We start from the raw sequence: 14,034 nt of genomic DNA, 5'->3' as shown, positions 1-14,034 counted from the left end.
GCGGCGGTCGGAGCCGGCCGCCGCGCGAAACTGATGCATGATACCCCGTTCTTCCCAAAGGGCTCCGGCCTGACGCTGACCGAACTGGCCGAGATGACGTCCGCGGCGCTCGGCGAGGGCGTCGACGGCTCGCGGCGCGTGACGGGGATTTCCACTCTCGGCGAGGCCGACGCGTCGGACCTCTCCTTCTTCGACAATCCGCGCTACGCCGGGGATCTGGCCGAGACCGCCGCGGCCTGTGTGCTGGTTGCGCCGAAGCACCTGCAGTTCGTGCCTGAGGGAATCCCCCGGATGGTCGTAAAGGACCCGCATGCGGCCTTCGCGGCCGCGGGGCGGGCGCTGTTTCCGGCCGCGCTGTCTCCCGGCCCGTCCACCGCCGAGCGGGCGATTTCCGCGAAGGCCGACATCGATCCCTCCGCCCGGCTGGAAGAGGGCGTGATCGTGGAAGCGTTCGCGGTCATCGGACCGAAGGCGCAGATCGGGCGGGGAACGATCGTCGCTGCCGGGTCTGTGATCGGCGCGGACTGCCGGATCGGCCGCGACTGCCGCATCGGGGCGGGGGTCACGATCTCGCACGCGCTGGTCGGCAACCGGGTGATCCTCCATCCCGGCGTCCGGATCGGCCAGGACGGCTTCGGCTATGCGCCGGGTGCCGCGGGCCTGGAAAAGGTCGTCCAGATCGGGCGCGTCGTCATCCAGGACGATGTCGAGGTGGGCGCGAACACGACGATCGACCGCGGCGCGATGCGCGACACGGTGGTCGGTGAAGCGACGAAGATCGACAACCAGGTGCAGATCGCGCACAACGTGAGGATCGGTCGGCATTGCGTGATCGTGTCGCAGGTCGGCATCTCGGGATCCGTCGAAATCGGCGACCAGGTGATGATCGGCGGGCAGACCGGCGTGAACGGGCATGTTTCGATCGGCGACAGGGCGCAGATCGCGGCCGTCTCGACCGTTGCAGGGGACGTTCCGGCAGGGGCGCGTTGGGGCGGAACGCCGGCCAAGCCGGTGCGGGAGTGGTTCCGCGAGATGACGCTGTTGACGGAGTTGGCAAAGAAGCGGCGTGCGCCGGGGAAGAACGATGAGTGATGAAACCACGGTGCTCGACAGCGCCGACATCCAGAAGATCCTGACGCTTCTGCCGCACCGATATCCGTTCCTGATGGTCGACAAGATCGTCGGGATCGAGAGCGATCGCCGTGCCGTCGGCATCAAGAACGTCACCGTCAACGAGCCGCACTTCCTCGGGCATTTTCCCGGCGCGCCGGTGATGCCGGGCGTGCTGATCATCGAGGGCATGGCGCAGACCGCCGGCGCGATCTGCACGCTGGCGACGGGTGGCGAGACGCCGCAGCTGGTCTATTTCATGACCATCGACAACGCCAAGTTCCGCAAGCCGGTCGTCCCCGGCGACCAGCTGGAATACCACGTGACCCAGACGAAGAAGCGCGGCAACATCTGGAGGTTCGACTGCGTGGCCAAGGTCGGCGAGGCCAAGGTCGCCGAGGCGACGGTCAGCGCGATGCTGGTGCCGCCCGAACAGTCCTGACATGGCAGATACCATCATCCATCCCTCGGCCGTGGTCGAGGCGGGCGCATCGATCGGCGAAGGCTGCGAAATCGGGCCGTTCTGCCATATCGGGCCGCAGGTCGTGCTCGGCGCGAACAGCCGGCTACGCTCGCACGTTGTGCTCTGGGGCAATACGATCATCGGCGATGGCGCGCAGATCTGGCCCTTCGCCTCTCTGGGCCATGCGCCGCAGCACCTGAAATATCGCGGCGAGGACACCCGGCTCGTCATCGGGCGCAACTGCCTCGTGCGCGAGCATGTCACGATGAATGCCGGCACGGTCCAGGGCCGGTCCGAGACGACGGTCGGCGACGACTGCGCCTTCTTCACCGGCTCGCATGTCGCGCACGACTGCGTGGTGGGGCGCAACGTGACGCTGATCAACAACGTCATGCTGGCGGGGCACTGCACGGTCGGCGAATACGCGACGATCGCCGGCGGCTCAGGCATCCACCAGTTCACCCGGGTCGGCCACCACGCCTATGTCGGCGGTCTCGCGGCCGTCGAGGGAGACGTCATTCCCTTCGGAATGGTGCTCGGCAACCGGGCCTATCTCTCCGGCCTCAACGTCATCGGCATGAAGCGCGCCGGCTTCAATCGCGATGCGATCCGCAACGTGCGCCGCGCCTATCGCATGCTGTTCTCCGACGATCTGACGTTCAAGGAGAACATCGACGAGGTGCAGACGGAATTCCCCGACGATCCGCTCGTCCAGGATCTGCTCGCCTTCATCCGCGCCGGCGGCGACCGGGCACTCTGCTTCCCGCGCCACGCGCCGCCGGCCTGAGGGGCGAACGGTGGAGCCGGAAGCCCACGGCCAGCCGATCGGCATCGTCTCGGGCGGCGGCTCCCTGCCGCGGATCGTCGCCGAGGGCGCGCGCGCCAAGGGCTGGCGGCCGGTCATGGTGCTGCTCGCCGATGCGCGCCCGGCGGACTGGACAGGCTTTGACGGGCGCTCCTTCCCCTGGGGCCGGGCGGGCGACGCCATCGACCATCTGAAGCGGAGCGGCGTGCGCCATGTCGTCTTCGCCGGCACGGTGTCGCAGCGACCCGACTTCCGGGCGCTGATCCCGAGCTTTCGGACGCTGATCCGCCTGCCGGATGCGCTGCGGATCGTGCGCGGTGGCGATGACCGCCTGTTGCGCACGCTCGGCCGCTATCTCGAACGGCAGGGATTCCAGATGCTGGCGGTGCAGGACATCGTGCCGGCGCTGATCGCGCCGGAGGGCGTGCTCGGCGGTGTTTCGCCGGACCCGATGCAGGCACGGGCGCTGCGCGTCGCCGACGAGGCGGCCCGCATGCTCGGCAGCCTGGACATCGGCCAGGCGGTGGTCGCCTCGCCGGAGCGGGTGGTCGCCGTCGAGGCTGTCGAGGGGACCCGGGAGATGCTGCAGCGGGTCGCCGACCTCCGCGCCCGCAAGCGCCTGCATCGATCCGAGCGTTGCGTGCTGGTGAAGACGGTCAAGCCACAGCAGGATCTTCGCTTCGATCTGCCCTCAATCGGCGCGGCCACCATCGCCGAGGCCGCGGCCGCGGGCATCGGCGCGATCGGCCTCACCGCCGGCAGGAGCCTGATCCTCGGGATCGACGAGGTCGTCGCAGCGGCAGACGCCGCGGCGATCGCGCTGGTCGGGCTGCCTGACCGGGCAGTCACAGGCCCCGCCGAAGACGGAGCGTCCGGCCGATGAAGATCGCCTTCATCGTCGGGGAACCCTCTGGCGACCGCATCGGCGCCGACCTCATTGCCGCGCTGAAACGACGGGTCGCAGGTCTCGAGCCGGTCGGCCTCGGCGGAGAGGCGATGGCGGCCGAAGGTCTGGAGAGCCTGTTCGACATCGACGAACTGTCGATCATCGGCATCGGCGGCATTCTGCAGCGGGCGCCGCAGCTCTATCTCAGGCTGCGCCAAGCGAGCCGGTTCGTCATCCGGGAGCGCCCCGACGCGCTGGTGATCATCGACAGCCCGACCTTCTCGCACCGGGTGGCGAAAGAGGTGAGGGCGCGTCTGCCGAACGTGCCGATCGCCAACTATATCCCGCCGACCGTCTGGGCCTGGCGCGAGGCCCGGGCGGCGGCGATGCGCCCCTATATCGACCACGCGATCTGCGCCCTGCCATTCGAGCCGGAGACGCTGCAGCGGCTCGGCGGGCCGCCGGCGACCTATGTCGGTCATCCGCTGATGACGGTGCCGGGCATGGCGGCGATCCTCGCGCGGGACGGGGACCTCGCCGAGCGCAAGCCCGCGACCGCGCCGACGCTGCTGATCCTGCCGGGATCGCGCAGCGGCGAGATCGTCCGGCTGCTCGACGACTTCGGCGAAACGCTGCAGCGCCTCGACCGGCGCGTGCCGGGCCTCAGGGCGATCCTGCCGACGCTGCCGCGCCACCGCGCGCGCATCGAGGCGGCCGTCGCCGGCTGGCGGGCGAAGCCGGAGATCGTCACTGGCGAGGCGGAGAAATGGGCGGCATTCGCCAAAGCCGACGCGGCGCTCGCGGCGTCCGGAACCGTGTCTCTGGAACTGGCGCTCGCCGGCGTTCCGATGGCGCTCGCCTACCGTCTCGACCCGGTCGCCTACCGCTTCCGCAACCTCGTCACCGCTTGGACGGCGGCCCTGCCGAACTTTATCGTCGGGCATCCGCTCGTGCCGGAGCACTTCCATGAATTCGTCCGGCCGGAACATCTGGCGCGGCGGCTGCAGCGGCTGTTGACGGACACGCCGGAGCGCCGGTCGCAGATGGCCGGATTCGCCGAGATCCGCCGGCTGATGGCGGTCGACCGACCGCCCGGCGAAGCGGCGGCAGACGTGGTGCTCGGCCTCGTCGGCTCCCGCCGCTGACGCCTTGCGGCGATCGCGCGGGTCCTGGAATCGAAACGGGCGCCGAAGCGCCCGTTCCTGGAGTTGCTGCCCTTGAAGCCCGCGGTCAGCCGCGGGCGTCGACCGGGACGTAGTCGCGCATCGGCGCGCCGGTGTAGAGCTGGCGCGGACGGCCGATCCGCTGATGCGGGTCCTCGATCATCTCCTTCCACTGCGCGATCCAGCCGACGGTGCGCGCAACGGCGAACAGCACGGTGAACATCGCAGTCGGGAAGCCGAGCGCCTTCAGCGTGATGCCGGAGTAGAAGTCGACGTTCGGATAGAGCTTCTTCTCGATGAAGTACTCGTCGTTGAGCGCGATGTGCTCGAGCTCCATCGCGACTTCGAGCAGCGGATCGTCCTTGATGCCGAGCTCGTCGAGCACCTCGTGGCAGGTCTGCTGCATGATCTTGGCGCGCGGATCGTAGTTCTTGTAGACTCGGTGGCCGAAGCCCATCAGGCGGAACGGATCGTTCCGGTCCTTGGCGCGCGAGATGAACTCGGGGATGCGGTCTTTCGAGCCGATCTCGGAGAGCATGTTGAGCGCCGCCTCGTTGGCGCCGCCATGCGCCGGACCCCAGAGGCAGGCGATGCCGGCCGCGATGCAGGCGAACGGATTGGCGCCCGAGGAGCCGGCGAGCCTGACGGTCGAGGTCGAGGCGTTCTGCTCGTGGTCGGCGTGCAGGATGAAGATGCGGTCCATCGCCCGCGCCAGCACCGGGTTGATCCGGTAGGGCTCGCACGGCACGGCGAAGCACATGTGCAGGAAGTTTTCCGCGTAGGAGAGATCGTTGCGCGGATAAACGAAGGGCTGGCCGATGTGATATTTGTAGGCCATCGCCGCGATCGTCGGCATCTTCGCGATCATGCGCAGCGAGGCGATCATCCGCTGGTGCGGATCGGCGATATCGGTCGAGTCGTGATAGAAGGCCGAGAGCGCGCCGACCGAGCCGACCATGACCGCCATCGGATGGGCGTCGCGGCGGAAGCCGGTGTAGAAGCGGCTCATCTGCTCATGGACCATGGTGTGCCGCGTCACGCGGTAGACGAAGTCCTCCTTCTCGCGCGCGGTCGGAAGCTCGCCGTAGAGCAGCAGATAGCAGGTTTCGAGATAGTCGCCGCGCTCGGCGAGCTGGTCGATCGGGTAGCCGCGATGCAGCAGCACGCCCTCATCGCCGTCGATATAGGTGATCTTGGATTCGCAGGACGCCGTCGACGAGAAGCCGGGATCGTAGGTGAAGACGCCGCTCTGCTTGTAGAGGCCGGTGACGTCGACGACGTCCGGTCCGATGGTGCCGCTGCGAAGCGGGAGATCGGCATCCGTCGATCCCAGTGTGAATTTCGCCGACTGGTCTGTCATGCGGTTTCCTTTCGATCATTGCCGCCGGAAAAGCATGACTTTTCGCAGCGCACACGTTTCGACCACCCTCTGCCTACTCCAAAGGCTAGGGCTCGACAAGTTTCGCCTCGGACCGCGCGTTTCAGCGTGTTTGCGGTGCGGAAACGCCGTCCGTCAGGCCGCCTGATCGCGCAGGCGCGCCAGCGACTCCGCGCGCCCCAGCACCGCCAGAACGTCGAAGACGCCGGGCGAGGTTGTGCGGCCGGTCAGCGCGGCGCGCAGCGGCTGCGCCACCTTGCCGAGCTTCAGCCCGGCCTCTTCTGCATAGGCACGCACCAAATCTTCCAGCGCCCCGGCCGACCAGTCATGCGCCGACTCGAAACGGGGCAGGAGGGCCGCGACGACCGCCCGGCCGCCACCCGCCAGGATCTCCTCGGCCTTCTCCTCGATCGGCAGCGGCCGGTCGGCGAACAGGTAGCGACAGCTCTCCGTCAGCTCGACGAGGGTCTTGGCGCGCTCCTTCAGCCCCGGCATCGCGGCGGTGAGCAGCTCGCGCACCGTCTCGCCCGGCCGGCTCTTGAGGATGTCGCCGTTCGGCAGGACGTCGCGTTCGGCCATCAGCATGTCGACCAGCACGGCGTCCTCGATGCTGCGGAGCCAATGGCCGTTCACCGCCTCGAGCTTGGCGAAATCGAAGCGCGCCGCACCCTTGTTGACGTCGGTGATGTCGAACCAGGCGATCATGTCCTCGGTCGAGATGATCTCGTCGTCGCCATGGCTCCAGCCGAGCCGAACGAGGTAGTTGCGCAGCGCGACCGGCAGATAGCCCATGGCGCGGTAGGCCTCGACGCCGAGGGCACCGTGCCGCTTCGACAGCTTGGCGCCGTCGGGTCCGTGGATCAGCGGAATATGCGCCATGACCGGCACGTCCCAGCCCATCGCCTGATAGATCAGCGTCTGCCGCCCGGCGTTGGTGAGATGATCATCGCCGCGGATGATGTGGGTGACGCCCATGTCGTGGTCGTCGACGACGACGGCGAGCATGTAGGTCGGCGTGCCGTCCGAACGCAGCAGGACGAGGTCGTCGAGATCCTTGTTGGGAAAGCGCACCGTTCCCTGCACCTGGTCCTCGACCACGGTCTCGCCTTCCAGCGGGGCGCGCAGGCGGATCACCGGCTTGACGCCCTCCGGCGCCTCGGCGGGGTCGCGGTCGCGCCAACGCCCGTCATAGCGCGGCGGCCGCTTCTCGGCCCGGGCCTTCTCGCGCATCTCCTCCAGCTCCGCCTGGCTGGCATAGCAGCGATAGGCCTGGCCGCGGGCGAGCATCTCCTCGACCACCGCGCGATGGCGCGGCGCGCGCTCGAACTGCGAGACCGGCGGTTCGTCGGCCGTCAGGCCGAGCCAATCGAGGCCCTCGATGATCGCATCGACGGCCGCCTGGGTCGAACGCTCGCGATCGGTGTCCTCGATCCGAAGGAGCATCTTGCCGCCCTTGGCGCGGGCGAAGAGCCAGTTGAAAAGCGCCGTCCGCGCGCCGCCGATATGCAGGAAGCCGGTCGGCGAGGGGGCAAAGCGGGTCACGACGTCTGCCGCCATGGGTGCTCCGATCGTCTAGAAGATGAGGCTGGGCGGCAGGCTTGGCAGCGCCGCCATCGCTTTTGCGTGGGCGCTGTGTAGCATAGGCGAGCGGAGAGACAAGCAACGGAGCCGCCGCCGGATGGCCTGGAGCGAGGATCCGGAGAGCGAGACCGCGCGAACGGCGAGAGGCCGCCCTGGCGTCGACGGCATGCTGCGCCTGCGTCCGCGCGACCTTCTCGCCGACCCCGGGCTCCTCGTCGATGTGCTCCGGCTCTGGCTCGAACGGCAGGCGGACGCCGAAGCCGCTGCCCGGACCGGCTTCCACCTGATGCCGGTCGGCCTGATCGCGGGAGCGCTCGCCGCGATCGCCGGCGGCTGGCGCCCCATCCCGGTCGTTGCGGCCGTCTCGGCGGCTCTGCTCCTCCTGGCGGCATGGCGGATCGCCGAACGGCCATGGCGCAGAAATGCCCTTCTCGCGGCCGGCTTCGTCTTCCTGGGCGCCGCGCTGGCGCTCGTCGAGGAGGCCTGGACGACCACCACGATCATCTCCGGCACGGCGACGACGCGCATCGCCGGCGTGGTGGCGGAGCGTTCGCGCGACGATCGCGGACGGTATCGCTACGTCGTCGACATCGCGGCGACGGCGCGCCCGACGCTGTCGCGGCCGCCGGAACGGGCGCGGATCCTCGTTGCGAGCCGCCACGAGCCGATCGCGCCGGGCGAGGCGTTCTACGCCCTGGTGCGGCTCGGGCCGCCATCCGGCCCGGCCTATCCCGGCGGCTACGACTTCGCCTATTCGCCCTTCTTCGACGGGCTCGGCGCCTATGGCTTCAGCCTCGGCGCGCCGAGCAGCCGGCCATCCGAGGGGAGTCCGGCGATAGGCCCCGGGGGCGGGCCGGGCGCGGTGGCGATCTGGCTGGCGCGCCTGCGGGAGGCGATGACCGAGCGGATTCGCGCCGTCATTCCCGGCCCCGAAGGCGCCGTCGCCGCGGCGCTCATCACCGGCGAGCGCGACGGCATCCCCGACGATGTCGCCGACTGGTTCCGCAGCACCGGCATCGCCCATGTGCTGGCGATCTCGGGCCTGCATCTCGCCATCGTGACGGGCGCAGCCATGGCGCTGGTCCGGTCGCTGATCGCGCTGCTGCCGGGCGCCGCGTTGCGCATCCCGGCCAAGAAGGTCGCCGCCGCGATCGCGCTGGCGGTGGCCGCGCTCTATCTCGGCATTTCCGGCGCGAATGTCGCCACGCAGCGTGCCTTCGTGATGCTGGCGATCATGCTTGTGGCGGTCATCGTCGATCGACCGGCGCTGACGATCCGGAACGTCTCGATCGCCGCGACGATCGTCATCGTGCTGGCGCCGCATGTGGTGACGACCGCGAGCTTCCAGCTCAGCTTCGCGGCCACCGCAGCCCTCGTCGCGGCCTATGGCGCCTTTGCGAGGCGGCGCCAGCGGCAGCTGGAGGAGAGGCGGGCACGCAAGGCGCGATCGCCGCTTCGCCTCGGCGTCGGCGCGCTCGGCGGGATCGTTGCGACGTCGCTGATCGCGGGCGCCGCCACGGCGCCCTTCGCCGCCTATCATTTCCAGCAGGCAGCCGCCTTCGGCGTCATCACCAACCTTCTGACGATGCCGCTCTTCAGCTTCGCCATCATGCCGCTCGCGCTCGCGAGCTGCCTCCTGATGCCGTTCGGGCTCGACGCCTGGCCGCTCGAGCTGATGGGCGCGGCGATTGGCCTCGTCCTGAGGATCACGCACCGGCTGTACGGCCTGCTCCCGGATCAGTCGATCGGCCTCGTCAGCGGGGCAGGGCTCCTGCTTCTCGCGGCGGCGATCCTGGCGGCGGCCTTCCTCGCCAGCCAATTCCGCTGGGTGGCGGTTCCGCTCGCGGTGATCGGCCTTATCCTCGCGCCCGACCGGACGCCGCGGCCCGACCTTCTCGTCTTCGAGAGCGGCAGGGAAGTCGCCGCCCTGTCGCCCGACGGCGCGGTCGCCTTTCTGCGAAAGCGAACCAACGCCTTCGTCGCCGATCAATGGGAGCGTGCCTATCGAAGCGGTGCGTCTCCGTCGGCCGGCGACAACCCGGCGCTTCGCCCCCGGATCGACGCAAAATGCCGCGAAAAGGTCTGCAGCTTCGGCACGGCGAGCGGCCTGCGGATCGTCTGGACCGACGACTACAGGAAGACCGGTTATGCCTGCGACCACGCGGATGTCGCGATCGTCGCGCGCGCCATCCGCCTGACCGCCTGCCGATCCGGCGCGATGCTCGTCACGCTGCGGACCCTGCGCGAGACCGGCTCGCTCGCGATCCGCCGCGACCCCCAGACGGGGCGGCCCGTGTTCAGAAGGTCGATCGGCGTCCCCGCGGCCCCGTGGAACCGCCACCGAGCCGCGCCCTGGCCAGAATCCTGGCACCGCCCGAAGGGCCGCAACGCCGAGGCAGGGGCGCGGGAGGAAGAGCAACAGCCGCTGGCCGACCAGCCGGCAGAGCCATCCGACCCCGCCGCCGACAACGCGGAGGACGCGGTGCCTCCGTCGTTCGGCGAGGACAGCGGCGGGCGGCGGGAGTGACATCCGGCGACCTCCTCCCGCCGCCGCCGATCAGTAGCGGCGGATGAGGCCGACCAGTCGGCCCTGGACCTTGACGCGATCGGCGCCGAAGATGCGGGTCTCGTAGGCCGGATTGGCGGCCTCCAGCGCGATCCGGTCGCCGCGGCGCCGGAACCGCTTCAGCGTCGCCTCCTCGTCGTCGACCAGCGCCACCACGATCTCGCCGGGAGAGGCGGTGTCGGAGCGGCGGATGACGACCGTGTCCCCGTCCAGGATGCCGGCCTCGATCATCGAATCGCCCTTGACGTCGAGCGCATAGTGTTCGCCCGTGCCGATCATGTCCGGCGGGACGGCGATCGAATGGGTGTTGTGCTGGATCGCCGAGATCGGCACGCCGGCGGCAATCCGGCCCATGACCGGCACCGTGACCGCGGCATCCGCGGCGGCCTGCGGCGCGGCTGGCGCCTTCGGCGCGGCCGCGGTCCCCCGGCTGCCGTCGATGACGCTGGGCGTGAAGCCGGTGCGTCCGCCGGAGACGGCGACGGGGCGGCCCGCATTGCGCATCGATTCCGGCAGCTTCAGCACTTCGAGCGCTCGCGCCCGATTGGGCAGGCGCCGAATGAAACCGCGCTCCTCCAGCGCCGTGATCAGCCGGTGGATGCCGGACTTCGACCGCAGATCGAGCGCATCCTTCATCTCGTCGAAGGAGGGGGGCACCCCCGTCTCTTTCAGCCGCTCGTGGATGAACAGCAAAAGGTCGTGCTGCTTGCGCGTCAGCATGGGCGGATCCTCAAAACAAAACCTGAACAAAGCTATCTGTTCTAGTTGTGTTCTGCAAGCCCCTTCCTCGCTGCAACGGCCGGGCGGGGCGTTCGCCGTCTCCCATCGTTTTTGCAAGGAGCCTCAGGTAAGCCGGCACCGGATCGAGCGTATCCCGCACGGCACCGACGGTTCAGGCATGGCCGGCGGGAGGCAGCTGCCGCGCGTGGCCGGCGCCGGAGCGGCGATTGCGCACGCGGATCGCAGTCGCTATAGCACGGGTCACGCGCATCCGCGCTTGGGGCGTCGCCAAGCGGTAAGGCAGCGGCTTTTGGTGCCGCCACTCGCAGGTTCGAATCCTGCCGCCCCAGCCAGATCATTCTAAATATCTGCATTCGTTGCCGGCCGGCGGCGGCTTGACCGTAACGTGATGCCTCGATACTGGTCCGGTTATCGGACCAGTGGTCCTTTTGGTCGGGCGGTATCGCGGTGGAATCGGGTCTTCTGTCGGGAATGGCGGATCTGCCGAATGGGCTGGCGCGCGAGACTGCGAGCGACAGGCTTTGCGGCAAGCTGGCCGAATTCATTGCATCGGGCGTGCTGCATCCGGGCGATCAGCTGCCGGGCGAGCGCGAGCTCGCGGCGCTCTTCGGCGTCAGCCGCGAGACCGTACGGATGGGGGTGCGCACGCTGGCCGCCCACGGCCTCGCCGAGATCAGCCACGGCTCGCGCACCCGCATCGTCAGCGCCGATGTCGGCCTCCTGGTCTCCAGCGGCGTGCGCACGAGCGCGGTCAACCGCTACGACGTCGACGACGTCCACCAGGCGCGCATGGTCGTCGAACTCGCGGTGGTCGCCGATGCCGCCGAGAACATCGACGCGGCGACCCTCGACGTTCTCGCCGAGCTTCTGCGCCGCCAGGATGCGGTGAAGGGCGATGCCGTGCAGTTCCTGATCTGCGACCGCGATTTCCACGGCACCATCTACCGGGCGGCGCGCAACCCGATCCTCGTCGATACGACCATGGCGCTCTACGGCTACATGATGGGGCATCGCCGGCGGGTGATGTCGCAGCCGGAGGCGGTCGACCAGAGCTATCGGGACCATCGCGACATCGTCGACGCCCTCTCCGCGCGTGATCGCGCGGGCGTCGTCGAGGCCTTCGCCCGGCATCTGGCGCGAATCCATGCATCGACCAAGCAGTCTCTGGCTGCAGGTGAGGGGGCCACTTGACGCAGGGCAGGACCCAGGTCGGCCATGGAGGGAGCGGTGCGACTGTTCGAAAGGGAGGCGATGGAGATGCATGCGATGGTCCCTGAGGCGGTCCGAATGACGTGGCGCGGGCTCGCCCATCGTCCTGCGGCGGAGGGTCGGCCGCGCGATGATGTCTGGCGCGCGAGCGTGCCGGGTTTGCGGGCGGAGACACCCGCCCGTTCGGTCCTGCGGACCGTTCTCGAGACCGGAAGCCTGGAGGGGCGCTGACCATGCTGCTCGGCTGCATTGCGGACGACTTCACCGGGGCGAGCGATCTCGCCAACACCCTTGCCAAGGGCGGCATGCGCACCGTCCAGTTCTCCGGCGTGCCGGAATCGGGCGAGGGGCCGGACTGCGAAGCCGCGGTCGTCGCGCTGAAGACGCGCTCGATCGCTGCGGACGAGGCGGTCGCCGCCTCGCTCGCCGCGGCGGACTGGCTGGCGGGGCAGGGCTGCCGGCAGTTCCTGTTCAAATACTGCTCGACCTTCGATTCCACACCGAAGGGCAATATCGGGCCCGTCGCGGCGGCGCTGATCGACAGGCTCGGCGCCGACGCCGCCATCGTCTGCCCGGTCTTTCCGGCCACCGGCCGCACGCTCTACATGGGCCACCTCTTCGTCGGCGATCGCCTGCTCAGCGAATCCGGGATGGAGCACCATCCCCTCAACCCGATGACGGACGCCGACATCCGGCGCTGGCTGCAGCGCCAGACGCCGCTGCCGGTCGGCCATGTCGGCTACGGCGCCGTGCGGGGCGGAGCGGGAGAGATTGCGGCACGCTTCCGGGCGGAGGCGGAGGCCGGCAAGCGGCTGATCGTCGTCGACGCCGTCACCGATGCCGACCTCCTTGCGATCGGCGAGGCGGCGGCGGACCACCGCCTGGTCACCGGTGGATCGGGCATCGCCCTCGGCCTGCCGGAGAACTTCCGCCGGCGCGGCCTGCTGCGCGATGCCGGCTCGGACTACACCCCGGTCAAGGGGCCGGCCATCGCCCTCTGCGGCTCGTGCTCGAGAGCGTCCAACGAGCAGGTCGCGGCCTATCTGAAGTCCCATCCGGGCTTCGTCGTCTCGGCCGAGGCGGTCCTGTCGGGCGAGACGACCGTTCGCTCGGCGCTGGATTTCCTCGGCGCCCATGCCGAGGCGGAGCCGATCTTTTACTCGACCGCCGAGCCCGCCGCCGTGAAGGCGGTGCAGGAGCGCTTCGGTCGCGAGCGGGTCGCCTCGGCCATCGAGGGCTTCTTTTCGGAGCTGTGCGCGGGGGCCGTCGCGGCCGGCGTGCGGCGCATCGCGGTCGGCGGCGGCGAGACGTCCGGGGCCGTCGTGACGGCGCTGAAGCTCGCGGCGCTGCAGGTCGGGCCCGAGATCGCGCCCGGCGTGCCGGCGCTCGCGGCCGACGACCCGGTGCCGCTGCGTCTGGCGCTGAAGAGCGGCAATTTCGGCGACGCGCAGTTCTTCGAGAAGGCACTCGCGGTCCTTGGAGCCGCGCGATGACGGAGAAGGAGCTTCGCCATGCGATCGTGCGCTGGGCGCGCTCGCTGTTCGAGCGCGGCTTCACCGTCGGCTCGTCGGGCAACATCTCCGTCCGGCTGGAGGACGGCGGCTTCCTCATGACGCCGACCAACTCCTGCATGGGCTTCCTCGATCCGGACCGGCTGTCGCGCCTCGACGCCGGCGGCGCCCATGTCGACGGCGATCCGCCGACCAAGGAGCGGCCGCTGCACTTCGCCTTCTACGAGGCGCGGCCGAGCGCGCGGGCGGTCGTGCACCTGCACTCGACGCATGCGACGGCGCTGTCCTGCCTCGCCGACGTCGATCCGGAAGACGCGGTGCCGCCGATCACGCCATACGTGGTCATGCGCGTCGGGCGCGTCCCGGTCCTGCCCTATGCCAGGCCCGGATCGAGTGCGCTTGCCCCGATGATCCGTGAGCGGGCCGCGCGCCACCCGGCCGTCCTCCTCGCCAATCACGGGCCGGTGGTCGCGGGGCCGTCGCTGGAGGCGGCCGTCTTCGCCATCGAGGAGCTGGAGGAAACGGCGAGGCTCCTGATCATGACGCGAAACCTGGAGGTCCGCCGGCTGACGCCGGAGGAGGTCGCCGACCTCGACGCCTCCTTCAGCCTGAAGGGATAGT

Annotated in this window: 12 protein-coding genes and 1 tRNA gene; 10 read left to right on the top strand and 3 right to left on the bottom strand. The window is 69.6% G+C overall.

What is annotated here, in order from left to right; translation table 11 throughout:
- Nucleotides 1-33 precede the first annotated feature (33 nt).
- Genes lpxD through lpxB form a run of 5 tightly spaced genes read left to right on the top strand, consistent with a single transcriptional unit; the run spans nucleotide 34 to nucleotide 4,409 of the window.
- Complete coding sequence (gene lpxD / locus AB5S17_RS14810) at nucleotides 34-1,092, top strand: UDP-3-O-(3-hydroxymyristoyl)glucosamine N-acyltransferase (RefSeq protein ID WP_369240665.1); 1,059 nt, start codon at nucleotides 34-36, stop codon at nucleotides 1,090-1,092.
- A complete protein-coding gene (gene fabZ, locus AB5S17_RS14805; protein WP_369240663.1) occupies nucleotides 1,085-1,552 on the top strand; it encodes a 3-hydroxyacyl-ACP dehydratase FabZ in 468 nt (155 codons plus the stop codon). Before lpxD ends, fabZ begins: the two co-directional genes overlap by 8 nt.
- Before the next feature lies 1 nt (nucleotide 1,553).
- Nucleotides 1,554-2,360, top strand: a complete 807-nt coding sequence (gene lpxA, locus AB5S17_RS14800; RefSeq protein WP_369240661.1) for an acyl-ACP--UDP-N-acetylglucosamine O-acyltransferase — start codon at nucleotides 1,554-1,556, stop codon at nucleotides 2,358-2,360.
- A gap of 10 nt (nucleotides 2,361-2,370) precedes the next feature.
- Nucleotides 2,371-3,261, top strand: coding sequence for an LpxI family protein (locus AB5S17_RS14795; RefSeq protein ID WP_369240659.1), 891 nt, complete (start codon nucleotides 2,371-2,373; stop codon nucleotides 3,259-3,261).
- The gene (lpxB, locus tag AB5S17_RS14790) at nucleotides 3,258-4,409 is read left to right on the top strand and encodes a lipid-A-disaccharide synthase (protein WP_369240657.1); all 1,152 of its coding nucleotides are present in this window, start codon (nucleotides 3,258-3,260) and stop codon (nucleotides 4,407-4,409) included. Before AB5S17_RS14795 ends, lpxB begins: the two co-directional genes overlap by 4 nt.
- 85 nt (nucleotides 4,410-4,494) lie before the next feature.
- On the opposite strand, the gene gltA is transcribed toward lpxB, so the two are convergent.
- Nucleotides 4,495-5,787, bottom strand: coding sequence for a citrate synthase (gene gltA, locus AB5S17_RS14785; protein ID WP_369240655.1), 1,293 nt, complete (start codon nucleotides 5,785-5,787; stop codon nucleotides 4,495-4,497).
- Between the two features lie 153 nt (nucleotides 5,788-5,940).
- Entirely contained in the window at nucleotides 5,941-7,362 is a 1,422-nt protein-coding gene (gene gltX, locus AB5S17_RS14780; RefSeq protein WP_369240653.1) for a glutamate--tRNA ligase, read from the bottom strand.
- Between the two features lie 121 nt (nucleotides 7,363-7,483).
- Here gltX and AB5S17_RS14775 point away from each other — a divergent pair, with 121 nt between their 5' ends.
- Nucleotides 7,484-9,913: a ComEC/Rec2 family competence protein gene (locus AB5S17_RS14775; protein WP_369240651.1), complete on the top strand. Its 2,430-nt coding sequence runs from the start codon at nucleotides 7,484-7,486 to the stop codon at nucleotides 9,911-9,913.
- 30 nt (nucleotides 9,914-9,943) lie between these two features.
- Here AB5S17_RS14775 and lexA read toward each other — a convergent pair whose 3' ends face one another.
- Complete coding sequence (gene lexA / locus AB5S17_RS14770; protein WP_369240649.1) at nucleotides 9,944-10,672, bottom strand: transcriptional repressor LexA; 729 nt, start codon at nucleotides 10,670-10,672, stop codon at nucleotides 9,944-9,946.
- A gap of 278 nt (nucleotides 10,673-10,950) precedes the next feature.
- Between lexA and AB5S17_RS14765 the strand changes: the two genes are divergently transcribed.
- From AB5S17_RS14765 to otnC, 4 genes are all read left to right on the top strand, one after another.
- Nucleotides 10,951-11,025 (top strand) — tRNA-Gln (locus tag AB5S17_RS14765).
- A 115-nt stretch (nucleotides 11,026-11,140) separates the two neighbouring features.
- Entirely contained in the window at nucleotides 11,141-11,884 is a 744-nt protein-coding gene (locus tag AB5S17_RS14760) for a FadR/GntR family transcriptional regulator (RefSeq protein WP_369240647.1), read from the top strand.
- A 251-nt stretch (nucleotides 11,885-12,135) separates the two neighbouring features.
- On the top strand, nucleotides 12,136-13,395 hold the full coding sequence (gene otnK / locus AB5S17_RS14755) for a 3-oxo-tetronate kinase (RefSeq protein ID WP_369240645.1): 1,260 nt from the start codon (nucleotides 12,136-12,138) through the stop codon (nucleotides 13,393-13,395).
- Entirely contained in the window at nucleotides 13,392-14,033 is a 642-nt protein-coding gene (gene otnC, locus AB5S17_RS14750; RefSeq protein WP_369240643.1) for a 3-oxo-tetronate 4-phosphate decarboxylase, read from the top strand. The genes otnK and otnC overlap by 4 nt, the downstream gene beginning before the upstream one ends.
- Nucleotide 14,034 lies beyond the last annotated feature (1 nt).

It is taken from the genome of Jiella sp. M17.18 (assembly GCF_041027365.1).
Lineage (GTDB): Bacteria > Pseudomonadota > Alphaproteobacteria > Rhizobiales > Rhizobiaceae > VKMB-3413.
Note: the sequence above shows the minus strand (reverse complement) of the source record. Positions and strands in the feature narration are given on the sequence as shown.

What these genes read in the sequence shown, in the direction of transcription:
- lpxB (WP_369240657.1), top strand. Translation starts at nt 3,258, where the DNA reads ATGAAGATCGCCTTCATCGTCGGGGAACCCTCTGGCGACCGCATCGGC.
- AB5S17_RS14775 (WP_369240651.1), top strand. Translation starts at nt 7,484, where the DNA reads ATGGCCTGGAGCGAGGATCCGGAGAGCGAGACCGCGCGAACGGCGAGA.
- gltA (WP_369240655.1), bottom strand. Translation starts at nt 5,787, where the DNA reads ATGACAGACCAGTCGGCGAAATTCACACTGGGATCGACGGATGCCGAT.
- lpxA (WP_369240661.1), top strand. Translation starts at nt 1,554, where the DNA reads ATGGCAGATACCATCATCCATCCCTCGGCCGTGGTCGAGGCGGGCGCA.
- lexA (WP_369240649.1), bottom strand. Translation starts at nt 10,672, where the DNA reads ATGCTGACGCGCAAGCAGCACGACCTTTTGCTGTTCATCCACGAGCGG.
- lpxD (WP_369240665.1), top strand. Translation starts at nt 34, where the DNA reads ATGCATGATACCCCGTTCTTCCCAAAGGGCTCCGGCCTGACGCTGACC.
- gltX (WP_369240653.1), bottom strand. Translation starts at nt 7,362, where the DNA reads ATGGCGGCAGACGTCGTGACCCGCTTTGCCCCCTCGCCGACCGGCTTC.
- otnK (WP_369240645.1), top strand. Translation starts at nt 12,136, where the DNA reads ATGCTGCTCGGCTGCATTGCGGACGACTTCACCGGGGCGAGCGATCTC.
- fabZ (WP_369240663.1), top strand. Translation starts at nt 1,085, where the DNA reads ATGAGTGATGAAACCACGGTGCTCGACAGCGCCGACATCCAGAAGATC.
- otnC (WP_369240643.1), top strand. Translation starts at nt 13,392, where the DNA reads ATGACGGAGAAGGAGCTTCGCCATGCGATCGTGCGCTGGGCGCGCTCG.